The organism is Pseudoalteromonas sp. J010 (genome assembly GCF_003934235.1).
GTDB classification, from domain to species: Bacteria; Pseudomonadota; Gammaproteobacteria; order Enterobacterales; family Alteromonadaceae; genus Pseudoalteromonas; species Pseudoalteromonas peptidolytica.
The window spans coordinates 23,566-42,114 of the sequence record NZ_RDBW01000031.1 but is presented as its reverse complement, the minus strand read 5'-3'; the positions used below and the strand labels follow the sequence as shown (position 1 = coordinate 42,114).

19 protein-coding genes and 1 pseudogene are annotated in these 18,549 nt (G+C 39.5%); 3 read left to right on the top strand and 17 right to left on the bottom strand.

Annotated elements, in window-relative coordinates:
* Positions 1 to 105: 105 nt before the first annotated feature.
* From EAG18_RS16385 to EAG18_RS16360, 7 genes are all read right to left on the bottom strand, one after another.
* On the bottom strand, positions 106 to 333 hold the full coding sequence (locus EAG18_RS16385; RefSeq protein ID WP_125253442.1) for a FeoA family protein: 228 nt from the start codon (positions 331 to 333) through the stop codon (positions 106 to 108).
* 348 nt (positions 334 to 681) lie between these two features.
* Positions 682 to 1,410, bottom strand: a complete 729-nt coding sequence (locus tag EAG18_RS16380) for a hypothetical protein (RefSeq protein ID WP_275557325.1) — start codon at positions 1,408 to 1,410, stop codon at positions 682 to 684.
* Between the two features lie 140 nt (positions 1,411 to 1,550).
* A complete protein-coding gene (locus tag EAG18_RS22435) occupies positions 1,551 to 1,793 on the bottom strand; it encodes a hypothetical protein (RefSeq protein WP_275557324.1) in 243 nt (80 codons plus the stop codon).
* A gap of 92 nt (positions 1,794 to 1,885) precedes the next feature.
* Positions 1,886 to 3,079: an organoarsenical effux MFS transporter ArsJ gene (gene arsJ, locus EAG18_RS16375; protein ID WP_125253441.1), complete on the bottom strand. Its 1,194-nt coding sequence runs from the start codon at positions 3,077 to 3,079 to the stop codon at positions 1,886 to 1,888.
* Between the two features lie 5 nt (positions 3,080 to 3,084).
* Entirely contained in the window at positions 3,085 to 4,095 is a 1,011-nt protein-coding gene (locus EAG18_RS16370; protein WP_125253440.1) for an ArsJ-associated glyceraldehyde-3-phosphate dehydrogenase, read from the bottom strand.
* Between the two features lie 40 nt (positions 4,096 to 4,135).
* On the bottom strand, positions 4,136 to 4,894 hold the full coding sequence (locus EAG18_RS16365) for a metalloregulator ArsR/SmtB family transcription factor (protein ID WP_125253439.1): 759 nt from the start codon (positions 4,892 to 4,894) through the stop codon (positions 4,136 to 4,138).
* A gap of 285 nt (positions 4,895 to 5,179) precedes the next feature.
* Positions 5,180 to 6,214 (bottom strand): tetratricopeptide repeat protein, encoded by a 1,035-nt coding sequence (locus tag EAG18_RS16360; protein WP_125253438.1) that lies wholly within the window; start codon positions 6,212 to 6,214, stop codon positions 5,180 to 5,182.
* 562 nt (positions 6,215 to 6,776) lie between these two features.
* Here EAG18_RS16360 and EAG18_RS16355 point away from each other — a divergent pair.
* Entirely contained in the window at positions 6,777 to 7,622 is an 846-nt protein-coding gene (locus tag EAG18_RS16355) for an EamA family transporter (RefSeq protein WP_125253437.1), read from the top strand.
* Between the two features lie 12 nt (positions 7,623 to 7,634).
* On the opposite strand, the gene EAG18_RS16350 is transcribed toward EAG18_RS16355, so the two are convergent.
* The gene (locus tag EAG18_RS16350; protein WP_125253436.1) at positions 7,635 to 8,051 is read right to left on the bottom strand and encodes a hypothetical protein; all 417 of its coding nucleotides are present in this window, start codon (positions 8,049 to 8,051) and stop codon (positions 7,635 to 7,637) included.
* A 223-nt stretch (positions 8,052 to 8,274) separates the two neighbouring features.
* Here EAG18_RS16350 and EAG18_RS16345 point away from each other — a divergent pair, with 223 nt between their 5' ends.
* Positions 8,275 to 9,219, top strand: coding sequence for a bile acid:sodium symporter family protein (locus EAG18_RS16345; protein WP_125253503.1), 945 nt, complete (start codon positions 8,275 to 8,277; stop codon positions 9,217 to 9,219).
* An 18-nt stretch (positions 9,220 to 9,237) separates the two neighbouring features.
* Here the strand turns inward: EAG18_RS16345 and EAG18_RS16340 are convergent, their stop codons facing one another.
* From EAG18_RS16340 to EAG18_RS16300, 9 genes are all read right to left on the bottom strand, one after another.
* Positions 9,238 to 9,672 (bottom strand): GNAT family N-acetyltransferase, encoded by a 435-nt coding sequence (locus tag EAG18_RS16340; protein ID WP_125253435.1) that lies wholly within the window; start codon positions 9,670 to 9,672, stop codon positions 9,238 to 9,240.
* Positions 9,669 to 10,700: a S66 peptidase family protein gene (locus EAG18_RS16335; RefSeq protein WP_275557323.1), complete on the bottom strand. Its 1,032-nt coding sequence runs from the start codon at positions 10,698 to 10,700 to the stop codon at positions 9,669 to 9,671. Before EAG18_RS16335 ends, EAG18_RS16340 begins: the two co-directional genes overlap by 4 nt.
* Before the next feature lie 629 nt (positions 10,701 to 11,329).
* Positions 11,330 to 11,908: a pyridoxal 5'-phosphate synthase gene (locus EAG18_RS16330; protein ID WP_125253434.1), complete on the bottom strand. Its 579-nt coding sequence runs from the start codon at positions 11,906 to 11,908 to the stop codon at positions 11,330 to 11,332.
* 97 nt (positions 11,909 to 12,005) lie between these two features.
* Entirely contained in the window at positions 12,006 to 12,566 is a 561-nt protein-coding gene (locus EAG18_RS16325) for a hypothetical protein (protein WP_125253433.1), read from the bottom strand.
* Positions 12,567 to 12,932: 366 nt separating this feature from the next.
* Positions 12,933 to 13,337 (bottom strand): hypothetical protein, encoded by a 405-nt coding sequence (locus EAG18_RS16320; protein WP_125253432.1) that lies wholly within the window; start codon positions 13,335 to 13,337, stop codon positions 12,933 to 12,935.
* Between the two features lie 570 nt (positions 13,338 to 13,907).
* Entirely contained in the window at positions 13,908 to 15,032 is a 1,125-nt protein-coding gene (locus EAG18_RS16315; protein ID WP_125253431.1) for a right-handed parallel beta-helix repeat-containing protein, read from the bottom strand.
* Between the two features lie 247 nt (positions 15,033 to 15,279).
* Positions 15,280 to 15,690, bottom strand: coding sequence for a hypothetical protein (locus EAG18_RS16310; protein WP_125253430.1), 411 nt, complete (start codon positions 15,688 to 15,690; stop codon positions 15,280 to 15,282).
* A gap of 115 nt (positions 15,691 to 15,805) precedes the next feature.
* Positions 15,806 to 16,057, bottom strand: coding sequence for a hypothetical protein (locus EAG18_RS16305; protein ID WP_125253429.1), 252 nt, complete (start codon positions 16,055 to 16,057; stop codon positions 15,806 to 15,808).
* Positions 16,058 to 16,382: 325 nt separating this feature from the next.
* Complete coding sequence (locus tag EAG18_RS16300) at positions 16,383 to 16,838, bottom strand: DUF3291 domain-containing protein (protein ID WP_125253428.1); 456 nt, start codon at positions 16,836 to 16,838, stop codon at positions 16,383 to 16,385.
* A gap of 145 nt (positions 16,839 to 16,983) precedes the next feature.
* Here EAG18_RS16300 and EAG18_RS16295 point away from each other — a divergent pair.
* Positions 16,984 to 18,138: pseudogene (locus tag EAG18_RS16295) on the top strand (IS110 family transposase).
* Positions 18,139 to 18,549: the final 411 nt, after the last annotated feature.

Below are 18,549 nucleotides of genomic sequence, written 5' to 3'. Positions count from 1 at the left end.
TTGTCGATAACCCGGCAAAAATTTTGCTATTTAGTTGTTCTAAATAAGAAATTTTTAACGCGGTTAGCGTCAGATTTACTCCTTCAAATTGAGCAAGTATTAAGTCTAATTGGTATTAATTTCCACGAACTGTGCGTCGGCCTTACGCACACTCACAAAGGTATCACCCACTTTCACTTGCAACGGGCATCCAAGTGGGGCGACGTTGATCACTTCTATTTGCTCACTAGGAATAATACCAAGTGCCATTATTCGGCTTAGCAGCGCAGTATCAGGGTGGGTTAATGAAGTAATTGTCGCGGTGCTATTTTTGGGGAGTTTATCTAATGTCATTGAGTATGATAACAATTTGCAATAAAAGTGAGGCGCATCATACCTTATTACTAATTCGCTTTAAACGGAGTTGCGATAATAATCTATTATTTCCAGTTATTTAACCTCAGACGAAAGACACTAAGGTTCAATAAACCGTAACTCTGGGTAATCATTTGTTCCCTAGCTGCAGTTATCCTTTACTATTTGCGTTAAGTTTGTGTGCAATAGGCTGACTTGTTGAGTTCATTTTAGGTGTCTTCACTTTGATGGTGGAGGATTTCAGAACAGGTCTTATCAAAGCAATAAGCAGCCGAAAAGCTAACTATTGCTTTTGGTACAGGTGCTAAACCGACTTGTACTCCTGTTTTACTTAGGAAATAACGGGCAACTTCCCATCATTGTAAAAAGTATCTCGCCCCAATAGTCATAGAATGTCCATGTACAAAGCTCTTCACCCGACTCTCCATAACTGCGACCTGGATGTCGGCCAACGGCGGGCGGTAAGTCGACTCCACCACCCGAAGTACCACTACTTTTCACACTCGCTTCTCTATAAATATTAAGTATTTCAAGCATGCAGTTTGATACTTTATTTCGGCTAGCTGGGTTTTCATGCAGTGAACGCACTGAGACTCCGCCAAATTTCGTCATATCCTTGTTTAAATCCATGCGAATACCTTTACTAAAGTCTAAGTTATACACCACTCGATGATTACCATTGATGGCATCATGAAATTTTAAGTCAATCATCCTTCTCTCTGGTACGTACTCTACTTGACCTAAGAATCCAATGCCTCCAGCACCTATTGTGTGGCCAAACTGAGTCATACGAGTGGTCTCAAATGCTGCCCCTAAGCTACCATACTCCTCAATTAGTGCTTTTTCTGTACGTTCTTGCAGCGTCGTTTTTGTCCTGCCGTCAAAGGCTAGTTTGGCGACTCGGGTAAAAGCTTCATTTTCACAATTATTTTCAGATAACGTTTGCTGGAGCATAGTGTTAGTACTGATAGCCAGCGTGGATTGCATACTAGATGAATTGTACTCTTGGGAAACTTTGGTTGTTGCCCGATCCCAAGCATCATAGTACTTAATCAATTCATCCGCTAAATTACTAGCATCACGAGGAACCGTCTGAGCAACCGCCTGCAGGTTATTAGTCAGCTCATGGCGCCATCCACCTTGGTTTGAATGCGATAATTTATACAGCCACTTTTGATTTGTGTTTGCATTAATAATTAATACATCTTTAGAGTTTGAATAACAGCGTTGAGAGTCGTTATGCTCAACTGACCCCCGTGCTCATAACACGTTATTTCAGGCTCGTACTTCTTTGCAAAACTCAGGGCACTTCCTGTATCACATGTGTAACATAATTCTGAGTCATACGTTTTTCTCGTCGCAGACTCAGCATCGGTTGAGTACGTAAAGCCAAGAAGGTAAATTGACGTGAGTATTGCACCAGCTACATACTTATTCATTTATATTTTCCTTAATAATTATTATGAATAGTTCGGGTAAAAATAGAGCATAAATACATTAAAAGGCCAACAAATATATAAAACTAGTCCACTTAAATTCTTTTTGACGTGCAGCCTGCTAATATCAAAAAGAGGCTTGATAACACCAAGCAGGCAACCAAACCATAGTGCAAAAATACCCAGCCGGACAAGACCGTCCCTATTAGTCTTCCCATTGCATTGGCCATATAATAAAAGCCGACATCCAGCGATACACCATCACTATCTGCAAGACTAACAATTAGATAGCTGTGTATTGAGGAGTTAATCGCAAACACTACACCAAAAAGTAATAGCCCTCCCACAAGCGTAATGTTAGGCCAATGTTCTGTGTAAAGTGATACCGCAATAGCCATAGGTAAAATAGCCAAATAAAATGCCCAAATAGCAACTGCTTGTGGTTTATGGGCGTAGCTATCACGGTTGAGCAAGTTTGGTGTCAAAGACTGAACCAATCCATATCCAATCACCCACGTCGCCATAAATCCACCAACCCACCAATGATCCCATGCAAATTGCTTTGACAGATACACAGGTAATGCAACAACAAACCAAACATCTCTGGCAGCAAACAAAAATAGGCGTGCAGCCGACAAGCGGTTAATTGCTCGGCTTTTTGAGAATACCTCAGTAAATTTTGGCTTATGCTTAGATTTCCCCAGTTCACTTTTTAAACAGACCATACTAAAAAGCCACACCGCCATCAAAGCGGCAGCCATCACCCACATGGCCCCCGTAAAGCCGAGTAATGTCAACAGTACGCCACCAAGAAAGAATCCAACCCCCTTTAGCGCATTTTTAGACCCTGTAAGTATTGCTACCCACTTAAATAACGTTCCTTCCTGACCAGATTTTACAATCGCCTTGATGGCACTTTTAGCACTCATTTTATTGAGATCTTTGGCTACCCCAGAGAGCGCCTGCGCCGCCATAACATAAGGAATACTCAGCCAATTTGCCGGTACAACCAACATTAATAAAGCGATTATTTGTAGACCAAGACCAATATTCATTGTTCGGTTCAACCCGATCCGAGCGCCGAGCCAGCCCCCCACCAGATTGGTAATAACGCCGAAAATCTCGTAAAACAAAAATAACATCGCAATTTCCAACGGGTTGTAGCCTAGCTTATGAAAATGCAGTACCACTAACATTCTTAAAGCACCGTCGGTGAGCGTGAATGTCCAGTAATTGCCGGTAACTATCAAATACTGTCTAATATCTTGAGGTAAGGAACGTAACGTCATCGTATTTATTTACCCAGTGAAAGCCCAACCTTTAAAACCAACTCGGCAGTACGATTTGCATAGCCCCATTCATTGTCATACCACACGTACAACTTAACCTGTGTACCGTTTACAACCATAGTGGATAACGCATCAACAATACTTGAGCGTGGATCCGTTTTATAGTCAATAGAAACTAAAGGCCTTGGCTCATATCCAAGGATCCCTTCAAGATGAGTCTGTGCAGCTTCTCTCATCCACTGATTGATTTCCTCAACAGAAGTGGGGCGTTTTACCTCAAAAACACAATCAGTTAATGAGGCATTTGCCAATGGGATACGTACCGCATGGCCATTGAGTTTCCCTTTTAGCTCAGGGAATATATGTGTAATCGCTGTCGCGGAACCAGTCGTAGTTGGAATGAGGCTCATGCCACATGCTCTTGCTCTGCGCAGATCTTTATGTGGTGCATCTAAGATAGTTTGGGTATTGGTGATGTCATGGATCGTAGTCATTGAGCCATGCTTAATACCTATTTTGTCTTGTAGTACTTTAACAACAGGTGCTAAACAGTTTGTAGTACAAGATGCTGCGGTCACGATTTCATGTGGCTGTTCATCATAAAGATGATCGTTCACACCCATCACTATGTTTAGTACCCCATCCTCTTTTACCGGTGCAGTAACGACAACCCTTTTAACACCCTGATCTAAATATTGTTGTAGTAGAGCTTTGGTTTTCATTTTACCAGAGGCTTCTATAACCACATCGCATTGTGACCAGTCAGTATCAGCAATGTCTTTATTTTGGGTTACCGATAACTGATGACCAGCTATGAGGATATGGTCATCTTGATGAGAAACAGCGTGTTCCCACTTGCCATGTACCGAGTCAAACTCCAATAAATGGGCTAGTGTCTCGGCGTTGCCCGCAGGATCGTTGATTTGTACAAACTCAATTTCAGGCCAATCGAAACTTGCTCGAAGCGCTAAGCGCCCCATACGCCCAAACCCATTAATTCCAACTTTAATTGTCATACGTATTCCTACTATGAAAGTTAATAAATTTAATACTAAATTATTCGCAGCATGCAGCAGCCCGACTAGGGCGTTCGCCCATTGAAGAAAGTCGTTTTAATTCCGATGCAATATAGTTAGGTTGATGCAGAACTGTCGTGTTTATAACAGCCTGCATCCATGCTGGAAGCGTTGGGTTGATTGAGTAAAAAACCCATTTTTTGTATTTCCGGTCACACAATATTCCAGCTTTTTTCAGTTGTGATAAATGCCTTGATACTTTAGGTTGACTTTCTTGCTCTAGCGCAATCATCAACTCACAGACACACAACTCACCCTCAACGTTCAGCATGGCAAGCGTCTTCAAGCGAATGTCATCCGCTAAGCACTTATAAAATTGCAAAGGTGAGATTTCATCTGGCTTTACTTTTTTTTCATGCAGTAATGCAGTTACTTGTTCGTTTATTTCGAATAGCGTTTGTTGCAGGGCATTTGCACTATGTCGAGCTGAGGGACTGGCTATTTCCCACGTCAAGATGTGTTGACCTTGTAATTGGTGTTCACATTCGGCACGCACTTCATCACAAAGGGTGATCACAACATCAAAGTGCTCACCCCGGTAGGTATCAAGATGCTTACTATAGAGGCTGTCAGTCTCTATGCCTTTGTGCTGCAAAAGCGCTAGCACTTCGGGCTTTATCTCACTCGGTTTAGTGCCAGCACTAAAAGCTTGTACATCAGCGCCACCATGAAAGTTCGCGATTGCTTGGGCGATAATTGAGCGCGTCGCATTTCCCGAACATAAAAAAAGTATCTTCATAAATACATAACAATTTAATTATATAACAAAATTATTATATGATGAGAGTGCAGTGTCAAGCTCAGATTTTTAGTAACGTTGAGGTCGCGCAATGCCTCTTGCCAAAACCTTAAATTTATATTTTAAAATCAGTAATTTAAATATTTTAGGGACTTGTTCACTGATACCTTTTCAGGTGTGCTGAGCTGATTTAGAAAGACTAAAAGCTTCATAGAACTCATAAATTTGAACACGTCATAACAGTGTATAGTTTAGGTGAGGCTTGAAGTATTACCTTTAGTCTGACTAGAAATTGCAAGACAATGCGCTATTTAGCCAATGATTATTCGTTGTTTCCAACATCATTTTTTGTGGTATCGCTATAGTTAAGTTAACAGGATTTATGCCTGCTACCCTACTTATATGCTGTTTTAACAGTGATTTAAGACCAGCTTCACTGAGGTCGTTAAATGCTGCTATTAACTCCGCTTGTTCTCTTTTTGATAGTTTAGCAGCGGTGAAAGTAACATCATAAAAACGCTCGATCCACAGTGAATAGGCTGATTGAGCGGCATTTTTGTGCTTTTGCACAAGCGCTAACACGCGAGGAGACACACGCTCGTACATCTCTTTTTCACCCCGTAATATATATACAAACAACAAGTTGAGACCGGTATTTAGCTCACTACTCTCTCTTCCTGCTAGCTGGTGCCTAGCATAGGCTAACTTAAAATAGTTAACCGCATCCTCAAAGTGATTTGTTTTAAGTGCCAATACCCCGAGGTTGTTTTCGATTATCCCCATCGCGCGCTGATTTTTAATACGTGTGCCTATTGCCAAAGAGCGCACAAAATAGTCTTTTGCCGAGGTGTTATCGCCGTAATTATAGGCTATCACCGCGAGGGCATTCAGCGTTTTAATTTTTTCTTTCGCGGACCGTGCACTTTTTAGCGCACACATTAATAGGTGCTCAGATTGGCGGATATAACCACCTTTTCTTAGCCATACACTGGCATCATAAGTAATTGAAAATCGATGCTCGCTGAAATACGTATTTTGCGGGTTCTGAAACAATACAGCTAATGCGCGCTGCGCTTGCTCTAACTGACCAAGTGATAACGCTATCGATACGCCTAAATGATGGAAATGAGCGGTATGGGCTGGAGTAAAATCTTTTACTTCAATGGCTTGATGTAATTTATGTGCTTTGTGTGGATCGGACTTTAAAAAGTAATTAACCGTATCAAGGCGATATTGAGCGTTGTCGTGTTCACCCCAAACAGCTGCAACGAAGAACAATGTAGGCAATATGACAAAAAGATTACAAATTAGATTACGCATAACAACAAAAAAATATTTTATTCACACAAAATACTACATGAAGCAAATAAGATTCGTACCGTAAAATTTGTAACACTTTATTCTAAAGCCTGTTGACTTTTGCTGTTTAATTTTCATTTTTCTGAATGGCTTAAGGCGCTTTGCAGGAGCCCTAAGTCTTTACCTTCTAAGTTATATAAAGTGACTCTGTTACGCAGGCTCTGATTTGTCTAAATACCAATTAAACCGCAGCAAAACTAACTTCAAAAATAAACTGACTCTAGTTGTATTTACACAATCAAAAATTTAATTTGTCGCGATTGTTCAATACCGCATTTGCTAATGAGATTTTTCAGGCGGTTGTCATCAAACATATTTGGAAAGAAAAAAGGCCGCAGCGGCGGCCAAACACATCATGGGTAAAACAATGAAGGGATGTATCTGTGAATACGGGAGTTATTTTATGCGAAATATTGTAAATTAAAATCACATTATAATGATTGTTATCATCGCTTTTTTCGAACATTCATTGTATGATCCAGCTCGTGATACACTCTAATATCAATACTCAAAAAATAAACCTATGACTTTACTTTGGACTATCACCTTACTTTGGGCTTTTTCCTTTTCACTTATCGGTGTCTATTTAGCAGGAAATGTAGACCCGTGGTTTAGCGCTTTATCAAGAACTGTGTTAGCAGCACTGGTTTTTCTGCCATTTTTGCGGCCTACATCAGTTACTAAAACGCTAATGCTAAAATTGATGGCCATTGGTGCTGTACAAATTGGCTTAATGTATAGCTTTTATTATCACTCATTTTTATATCTCAGTGTGCCAGAGGTGCTGCTATTTACTGTAATGACCCCCGTTTACATTACGCTTCTTAATGATTTACTCAACAAGTCGTTTAATCGTACTTTTTTAACTTCAGCGCTTATCGCAATGTTCGGTGCAATTACTATTCGGTTTACAGAGCTAACGAGTGACTATTTTTTTGGTTTATTATTGGTACAAGGTGCAAACCTTTGTTTTGCTATAGGACAAGTCAGTTATAAGCGCTTGAGTGCGCAACACTCGCTAATTCATCACCAAAGTTTCGGCTTTTTCTTCATCGGTGCATCTTGTGTCTTAGCTCTTGGCCTTGTTTTATTTGGTAATTTACAACAGCTCCCCACTACTGGCCAACAGTGGGGTATTTTGATTTACTTAGGTCTCATTGCTTCAGGTATAGGATATTTTGTGTGGAATGTGGGATTAACCCGCGTATCTGTCGGCGAGTTAGCTGTGATGAATAACGCCCTTATCCCTGCGGGAATTTTAGTCAACTTATTTATCTGGAACAAAGAAGCCGATCTCATTCGACTTGGGATCGGAAGTCTAATTATATTTGCTGCGCTAGTGCACAGCAAACGAGCCAGTTCAGGTTAATTTTGAGATACGTTAACTGCGGCTTACACCACAGTCACTTTTTATCACTGAGGCTCTTTCATAAACGGTTTGAGCAGAATCGGCTTTGCTAAACTCAATGCTAATTTGATGTCCTTCTTCAAATTTAGGCTCAAAATAATCACTTTGGCAAACATAGTTGCGTGCTATGTTACTGTAATATGACTGTAATTCTGCCGACTCCGCAAATTTAGGCTCCAGCCCGCTAACGGCAATACGCACAGTAAAACGCTTTGCAGACTCAGATACATCTATTAACTCTAACTGCTCTGAGCCGTATGGTTGTAGCTGCTTTACATCGTTACTTACAGTTAGTGCAAATTGATATTTTGAATACCCGTAGAATCCCGCAACTAAAATCAATGCAACCAGTAATAGTAGTTTTTTAAAGCTAGAAGAAATTGTTTTCATTTTTATATTCCATGGACCTTGATGTAACTTTCACAACTATACACAACGCCAAGTAACAATCTCAATGAGAATATGACCTAAAGTGTAACCATCTATGTTATTTAATTAACCTGAGGCTTGGATAAATAACTTACAAACTCTTCACGCCATACGCCATAGGTATTTTTTAAAAAGTTCGTTAGTATCGGGGTATCAATACATGGTTACCCACTCAAATCAAAACATCATGAAAAAAATCTTACAGTTATTTCCACTTTGGGCTATCGCGGCAGCAATGATTGCATACCTTTACCCTGCCCTCTTGATCCCATTTAAAAGTACAATTATTCCTCTACTTATGTTTATTATGCTCACTATGGGGTTGACCCTTACCGCAAAAGATTTTTTGCGGGTTTTCGATAACAAAAAAGCGATTATCGTGGCGGTCTGCCTACAATTTACAGTGATGCCGAGTGTTGCCTACTTTATTGCAACCACAATGAGCTTAGAAACCGACTTATTAATTGGTATGATTTTAGTGGGCACAGTTGCTGGCGGCACGGCAAGTAATGTTTTGTGTTATCTCGCCAAAGGAGACGTCGCGTTATCGATTTCTATGACAGCAACGAGTACGTTACTCGGCGTGCTTTTAACACCATTACTCACTACGGTAATGATAGGGCAAGTGGTTGATATTCAATTTTCTGATATGTTGATGAGCCTGCTAAAAATTGTGCTAGTTCCAGTGGCTGTTGGCGTTGCCTTCAATACTTTATTTGCCAAGCCGTTGGCGCATTCCGTTATCAACACAACCCCTATTTTACCTTTACTGTCCATGCTCTCCATCATTTTTATTATCGCAGTAATTGTTTCTCTTAATCAACCTAAGCTTGAAAGCATCGGACTCGTTGTGCTGGTCGCAGTGATCTTACACAATATCACAGGATTACTTTTGGGTTATTTCATTCCAAAAAGACTCGGTTTTGAAGAAAAAGTATGCCGTACAATGGCTTTTGAAGTGGGGATGCAAAACTCAGGACTTGCCGTCGCACTTGCCATGAAGTTCTTTACTCCTGCGGCGGCTGTGGCTGGTACCCTATTTTCAGTTTGGCATAATATCAGTGGCTCAATATTAGCAGGAATATGGCGGCGAAACGCCACCAGCTCATCTGATGACAACATAGCCTAATATCAAATACTGGACTTTTTATAATTGTTTATAAAAGTGAATTTTGCTATCTGATACGCCATTGATCTGTTCACATTTTACAATTTGGTAGTCGCGACTTATTAGCATCAATAGCATGTTTTTAAAAAGGTTTCTCGACTTTACTCTGATGGCGCTATAGCCTTGTGCCTTACACCAAGCCTCTTGCATCACCAATAGCTGTTTCGCAATACCATTACCACGATGTTCAGGAACAACCGCGCCTAACCAACTATAAAACTCATTGTTTGGTAGTTCGTGACCTAACTTATACCCTACAGGCTTGCCTTGATCGTACGCCACCAGCAATAAATGTTGTTTATCTCGCAGCTTATCTACGACTTCCTCACGCTTTCTTGGCGTAGCAAATTCAGGAATTTGATTCTCTATCGCAAGGAGGTCATCTACCAAGCCAATTTTATATTCTAGGTTCATATTAATGTCTGTGTAATTGAAAAAGCGTCGTTACATATCACTTCAGCATATGCGCCGTTAATAAGCGTTAAATTCGGTGCTTGATGACCGATGTCGACATCATATAGCACGGGGAAATCGCAATCAGCAAATACATATTGCAAGGCATCCACGTGCGTCCAGTCGCTATCTTTTGCTAGCGGCTCGGGGTTACGACCAATTAAGACCCCCGCAACTTTCGAAAACCAGCCCCGTAGTTTAATACTTTGCAGCGCACGATAGTAAGCAGCTGGCGGCATTTCGCCGTTTTCAAAGTATAAAATTATTGATTCGTTGGGATGCTCCTGTAAAAAAGTGTCTAAATCAAAATATTCAGTGCCTGCCAATAACATGTGAATATCTAAACAACCCCCTAATAATCTACCAGTAAACCGCTTGCTGCTTTCGCGGTTCGCTAAAGTACGCCACTGAGTCGTGGTGGACAAGTTAAATCCAGCATCGGGAAAGTCAACAAAATTGAGTGGATCAGCCTCATAGTGAGTAGAAGGAAACTGTGTGAAGGAGTTATTAGGCGTGCACCTCAAATGGTCAAAAAGCCCTATCGTCAGCGGGTCTTGCTGGTGGCCATTTAACTGCATAAGGTTAGTCCCATGAACGCTTGCCCAACCTAGTTTGCAAGTTACGGCACTAAGCAAAGTGCTGACGTCAGAGAAACCGATGATCCACTTTGGCCTAGCTTGTGCTAAATGCTCCCAATGAAGTTGACTCAGAACATCCATCGCAATTGCTCCGCCCCATGGTGGCATGATGGCGTCTATTGTGTCATCGAGTAAGTATCCCATAAGTTCATTAACACGGGTTTTGGCATCTGCGCTTACATAGTTGTGGTTATCTCTCAGGCATTCACCAACCACCAACTCGAAGCCTTGTTGCGCTAGATAACTCAAAGCATTATCTAGTCTCGCGTGCATAGAAGCAGGTACACCTGCTGAGAATGCCGTAATCGCAATTTTACTACCCGCTTTTAACGGTGTGGGATACTTCATCATGACTCCTTCTTTTACTCCATTGTACCCGATCTATTTCTATTTTAATCTGAACTCGTTATAAAGAAGTTAGTTAATCGCCTAACATACCTATGATCAAAAGCATAATATCGCTCTAGTCTGAAGTTACTTCTTACTACAAGTCAAACTTGTGCATAAATAGCTAGCCTAGCCATGGTCAGCAAATAATAGTGAATGTCAGTGTTGATGCAAAAACTTTGTGGAGCTTCATTAATTGRGGTAACTGAGGAATAGTAAATTGCGAGTCATTCCTCCCTTCGTTCATTAACACTTGAATCGTCCGAAACCGTTTTGTCACTTTTCAACTTTGGGTAGTTCATTAGGTGAAAAATTCCACAAACCATCAACTTCCTTTGTATCCACATGCTGACTCTATAGTACTTAGTTTGGCTGAAAATTTGCGTTTAAAAAGCAGTGAAAAAAAGTGTACGTAAAGAGGTTCCAGCGCCAGGAAATAGCCCACACTTGCTTTTCATTATATACTTCAGCATGTTAACTCCGTTCAATAGCTAACCCTGCCTTTAGCGGTGGGTTAGCTATTTTGTGAAGCGAAGTGAAACCAAGCCAACGGTTACCTGTTCGGCTTTGAGTCTTGGTTATACCTTTTGAATTTAAGGTTGCAATAGCATCTTGCTCCATTGCCCATCCGCATTTTTGTATAGCTCACGCAGATGTAAGCGGTTTTCTTTAAATGTCAAAAACTCAATTGATAAAGGCTTTATTATGTAACCCCCCCAATTTTTTGGTTTTGGTACSATGTTACCTGCCATTTGTTCTTTTATATCATCAAATTTTGATATTAATTCTGATTCTGAAGATAGAGGTTTACTCTGGTTAAAACACATTGTGGTCAATTGAGCATCCCTTGAACGCGTTTGCCAATATTTAATTGCTTCTTCTTCAGATATTTGTTGCGCAACGCCAACGGCTCGTATTTGAATGCCAATATGATCCCACCATAAAGCTAAAGAAACTTTTGGCTCCCTACGAATATCGTCTCCTTTATTTGAATCAAGATATGTGCAAAATACCAAGCCACATTTATTTACCGCTTTTAAATCGACAAAACGACTTTCAGGAAATCCGTCTTCATTTATTGTTGAAACGCAGACTGCACTTTTTTGCTTGAGCGGCGTATCCAAAAGCGCCTGCCCCCATAAGGTATTAAATTTATCTATTGGATCATCCATTTACAACATTCTCCCTTAGGTATAGCGCCTCACTAACCAGCGCAGCTTTCTGCGTCCGGCGCCAAAAGCGCAAAGTTAATCAACTTGTTATGTGAATTTACAGTGAACGCGCCCTTTGCCAGAAATTATCGGTCTCTAAATTCTTGTTCCAAAGCTCAAACTTAGCACGGTGACTTTCCCATGGTTCATCTAACACTTCACGTGTATCAGTGAGAGAGTAAGCCATACCTTCCATAAACCATTGAGGAGTATCTAGCCATACCTCAAAGTTACCAAGTTTTTCATGCTGTAAATGATGAACAAATTCATGAGCAAGAAAAGTCGAGTTCCAACCTCTAGGACCTACGATTACACCAATTGTACTAATTGTTATAGCCCTCATTTCATCAAGACCGAATGAGTTAAAGCAGGCAGAGGTAGAGCAAAAAATAACTTTAGGGCTTTTCTCGAATGAAGCCACCTTTTTTTCTGTGAAAAAATATGCTGATGAATACAGCTTTGATGCTTCATCAAGTTTAGAAGGGTCATCAATACAGACGGTAGCACTAACACAGTCCAAACCGTTGAGCTCAGGTGCAAATATTCGGATAGGTTTGTATCCGTACCAAAAAACTAATGGGCTTAGGAGCACAGCAACGAGTAGCAATTTCTTCTTCATATTTATCCATCTACATAACGCCTAGCATAACCGACTAATTCTGGTCAGGCACGAACCACGCCAAGCCGTATTAACCCATGCGTTAATCAACAATACTTTACCACTTTGTCTTTTCAATAAAATCCTAGAGTTTATGTTAGTAAAACTTTTTCTTGTAAATCAAACCGTAACATCTTTAATGTTGAGAAGCGTTAAAACATTAGCTTCAGCGGCATTTTTAGTACCTAATAGTAAATGCATTAAAAATGAACCAAGAACCATAGGTGCAGCCATATAGACACATGAAGGTAATCAAATTCGAAATTTATAACTTAAACCTTAACTCAATGTAACTCCGAGTTATATAACTGCCTTGTTAGAAATAATTTACAGCAATGAAAAACCTTTAGGCGCTAAAGGTTTATTAAATTTGTATAAATTGACGTAAATAATAGCTGGCTTTTCTTGACCTTCGTATGTCAGTTGGTAGCGATCTAATAAACCACCGCCAAAAGGCATGGATTTATCTTCAAATGCACAGCAACTCCCAAGCCGTGTCACTTTAACTTTTTCACCGTTCGGACCTATTAGCCCTTCAAAATATTCTATGTGTGCACTCGCATTTTTAGTACCACGTAAAAAACTGCCCAATTCTATTGGCTTTTTCTCTGTGTAGCCGTATTCAGGATCATTTGACGTTAAGTGAAAGCTATCCGTCGAAATAGATTCTTTAGGTGTAGTGTTACATCCGAAAATTAATAAAGTGAAAAAGACCACTAAAACTTTCTTCATTGCAGATACTCCATTTTATTTCTAACGCCACAATAAGGGGCTGATAATGCTTGGATAAACTTATGTAGTGGAACTGAGCCAAGCGTTAGCAGTCCCATACTTAATTAACTTATTTAGCCCTACTTGCTACCTAAATACTTGGCGTGAGCTTTTTCATTATCATCAGTATTGATAAGTAAGTAGTCGTATCCAGGAGATCCCCTATCGGATGTTGCAACTGTGATTTCTGAAATAGGAAGCCATAGCATTGCATCAATTTGCTCTAAAGGCTCTATTTCTCAAATAGAGCCGCCTTCTAGAATTATTAATTTTCCACTATCAATATTTTCTTGTATCCAATGACCGCTGCTTCCTCCCACATACTCAGACTTAGTATTTTCTTTCGGTTTGGAGCTTTCAGTTAATGAAGTACCATTTTTAGCTCATGTTATTTGCCCATTATCAGTGATTACTAGGGCATCTTTATTTTTGATATTGTCTAATATACCGCAAAATTTCCAGACTCTCCGTCAAATATGGAGCCTGTATTGGAAAGTGAATAAAACAGACGAGTTAACACCATATAACTTATTAAAGCTTTAGTTCAACATTATCCAAAGATTGTACATTTGTAGAGTGTTCAACATTCAACAATGACACATCACCAGATGTATTATACGAATTCATCTTAACCACAGAATATATAAACTTTTTTTCATTCTCTAAAAAATTAATAATATATCTATTAGATACGCCATATAAACTCATATCAACATCAACAAACTTATTAGCACTAATAATTACATTTGAAACATGCTTTCCAGAAATTAACTCCCCCGCAATATCTGAAACAATACGGATGCCTCCTCTTGATTTGAATGCAGTATTTTTTATAAAAGACAATCCATTCCAGTCTATTGCTTCATTAACATTACTGATCGAGTTTGGGAATACATTGAGAATAAATTTATTAACGTTTGAAAAGGAATTATCCTTAATAACAACGTTAGAATAATAATTAACCTCCATTGCAGAGCCATGTATGAAATTAAATATATTACCTTCTACTAATGCATTAGATACACCTTTACGTGATGATATTTTCAACCCTCCTTTCATTTCATAGAATAAGTTATTTTTAAAGATTATATCCCTCGTTCCTCCAAAATCCTTACTCCATGGATGTGTAGTTGTAACTTGAGTTACATTATAGAAAACATTACCTTCAGCACGAAAATTTTTAGAATTAACCTGCTCTCCAGAATAATGACTCCTGGATGAGGTTATACGTAATGCCGCATCACCAAAATTATAGAAATTACTATTTTCAACTGACGAACCCGACGTACCAGAGAATAACACACCCTGCTCTCCCCAGACGATATTGGTAGTGTTTTCATTAATATATTTAGCATCTGTCAAACCATAAAATGAAACACCATCAATTGATACATTATCTGAATCAATGACTGACAATATATATTCACCATTAAATGAGTTACACTTTCTAATTTTAACCTCACCCACACCAACTATTTTAATGTCAGTTTTATTTTTAATATACACTGTAGAACAAACATCATAATCTCCAGGTTCTATCTCTATGGTAGACCCAGATTCTGCTCGCTCAATCATACTAAGAAAATCATTACCTCCAGAGTGAGCGCTCACAGAAAAAGAAATAAATATTACGAAGAAAAATTTCATTCCAAGCATTTAAACACCTTATATATAACAACGTAAAAATAAAAAAACAACATTTTAACTACTTAAAAACCCTTTAAAAACACAACAAACACTTATTAAACTCGACAAGCTTGAACAATTAAAAATTAGTAAAATGCAATACAAAAATATCTTAGATAAAAATATAACGCCTCGTTTATCCGGCGCAAAATTGTTGGCTAAAATTAGCGAAGAATGAGCGCAAGCCAACTGTTTTGCGTCCACTTTGAGCTACTTGTTAAAACCACATAGTTAATTTTTCTGATTTCTCTGACTCAGTAATAATAAGAAGCTTATCTTTCAATTTTCTAGAAATTTCGGAAGAGTTATTTAGAGCGATGTAACTGCTATTGAAAAATTGAACACCGCTAGAGTTTAAGACTGTTTCAAAAGTAAATGTTTGAATATTCCATACTTGTTCAGGTTTAAACAAAAATGACTTTGTTTCAGAGGTTGGATCAAAAATGAGAATGTTTTTAATGCGAGTGTTTGATTTACTTGAAAACATTCCTCCTGATTCAGGTCTATGTTTTACAGGATAGTAAAACAGGCCTGTAATAGGATCATATCCTTGATTTACATTTTGATAGTAACCTCCAGCTAGAGAGTTAAAAGATATTAAAAAAAATAAGAATATCGATTTTTTCACCTGAACTCCATTTGCAATATAACGCCCGCATAATGGGCGGCGTAAAATAGCAGGCTAAACTAAGCGAAGAATGAGTGCAAGCCTGCTGTTTTGTGTCCTTTGTTTAACGACCTTGTTAGAAGCCGGCTCTCCGTTGTTCTTTTAAAGGGTCGTGAGGCTGTACATTGCCCCCTTGAGTAGCCTTATTTACATACCCTAAGTTAGTTTCAATTTCTACTTGAACTAAGTAGGGTTTGCCTAACTCTGAGCGCCAGTAATGATATTTTTCCTGATACTCTTGATTAAAGCTAAATTTAGCTGAAATTGATTTCACCCATTCATCTGGTAGCTTATGTGCTTTAAGTATTCGCGTAATTTCAGAACTCATATACTGGCACATATCTTCTAATAAGGGTGAACTGATATCGCCTGTACAATTTATTAAATCTAGCAAGATCATATCTACTTCATGCTTTTGAGCAAATAGAAATAGCTGACCTACAGCCCAATAGACTAAGTAATCATTATTGCGACCACTCAGTAATTCAGCGAGATTATTTGCGACCCCTTTTCATTCTCTACGACGAGGCATAAGTTCTCATAGGCTTCTAACGCCGTTGTAAACGGCACAAAATAGCAGGCAAAACTCAGCGAAGAATGAGCGCAAGCCTGCTGTTTTGCGTCCACGGTTTAATTAGCTTGTTATACGCATTTTACTCCGACGCTTTTACGTCATCAGGTGTATAGTTACTTTTGAAGGTAAACGCATTAGGGCTATCACCATTCTTGCGAAGGTACTCTAACCGTTCTAGTGCCTCTTCTGTGCTGGGAATATGGTCATCGTCAACCCACCAAAGAACATAATTGTCCTGCTCAAGACGATGGAACCACTCACTTTTTCGGCGCATAAAGTCTCTATGGTGGGTTCTAAACATAAAGTTTTTTAGTGCATTAACTGAATCCCAAACAGACATGTTTACAATCATACTCGGATCATCAAATAGCTGGATATTGGTAGCATCACCACTTTCATCTTTTAAGCGCCAAACAAAGCCTTCGCTTTCCTCGGCAATACCATTAACCAAATCCAAGTTATCAACAAATTCTTTAATTTCCGGCGCATCCAATGGATATTTGGCCGACGCTATATTCAACTGTGCTAATTTCATTGCTTCCTTTCCATCGATAAACTTCGAATGCGTATAAACATAATGGCCCCCACACGGTGCTAGCCTCCGCATTTTCGTGGGTTAGCTCAAAGCCATAGCCATAGCCATAATTAGTTTGTCAAATAACTATATAGCAGAGGCTAGCATGACTAAACATAACATACTTTTCATTGGCTTAGATACTCATAAAGAATTCATTGAGGTTGCCTATATTGAAGATAATCGCGGCGCACACCCCATTCATTTCGGTCGTATTTCTTCTGCTAAAGTAGCTATAAAAAGGCTCATCAGGCAATTTGAATCTAAATACCCTAATGCAACTATACATTTCGTTTATGAAGCTGGCCCTTGTGGTTACTGGATTTATCGCTTAATTACTTCTCGTGGGCATTGCTGTTACGTAGTTGCCCCCTCGCTTATCCCTAAAAAGCCTGGTGAACGTGTTAAAACTGACAAGCGTGATGCACTTAAATTAGCTAAATTACTTAAGTCTGAAGACTTAACACCTATTTATGTGCCTGAGCCTGAAGATGAAGCTATTCGTGATTTATCTCGTGCTCGATAAGTCGCGATGAAAGACTTAAAAGATGCGAAGTACCAGTTAAAAGTACTTCTTCTTCGCAACAATATAAACTATGCAGGCACTGCAAACTGGTCCCTTAAACACTTACATTGGCTTACCGAACTGGTATTGCCACACCCTGCACAACAAATCGTTTTACAAGAGTTTATTCAAACCATCAACGAGCGAACTACACGATTAGAGCGACTAGACAATGAACTCTCTCATCATGTTTGTCAATGGCGTTACTACCCTGTTGTTAAAGCCATTCAGGCTATGAGAGGTGTTCGTTTACTTGTAGCCGCTGGCGTTGTCGCTGAGCTTGGCGATTTAACCCGCTTCGACCATCCGCGAAAACTAATGAGTTACCTAGGTCTTGTACCAAGCGAACACTCGAGTGGCGGTAAAAGACACATTGGTGCAATTACTAAATGTGGCAATGGTCGTGCTAGACGTTTATTAGTCGAGGGTGCTCATAGTTACCGTCATGCAGCCAACATATCGACCGAGTTACAAAAACGACAAGAGGGTTTACCAAAGCAGATTGTTGATATCGCATGGAAAGCACAATTAAGGCTCTGTAAACGTTATAAAAAGCTCATTAATAAAGGCAAGCATTACAACCTCGTTGTCACCGCCATTGCCCGTGAAATGATTGCTTATATCTGGGCAATCGCAAAACAGATTGTGCTCTCGCCGATAAATCCTAAGTTAAGATTATCAAGAGTACCTGCTTAATATGAACGAATTAGAGTTAATGCATTGGATCAAGCATCGGTGGTGGCACAACCACCGACGGCGTTAGGATGGTAATGTTACTACCGCAACATTGAATCACGAACATAGACTGAAGACAGGTGCCACCGATAATCGGCATAGGACGAGTTAAGTAAAGTCTGCTCTGCTCATAAAAGTGAGTAACCAACGAATACCAGCAAGAAAACCGACGAAATTACTTGCTTCATCCTATTCATTAACTCTTTCTAATTCGAGTTAGGAAATTATGGCTTAAAGTTAGGCAAGGAGCAGTGTGTATAACTTGACAGAGGGAGTCATACCAACGCCCAATTGAGGGGTGAACAACGCCTCCACCCAAACCTAAAGCATTGTGCCATAAACACTAAATTTGAAGTAGAAGCAAAAATGACA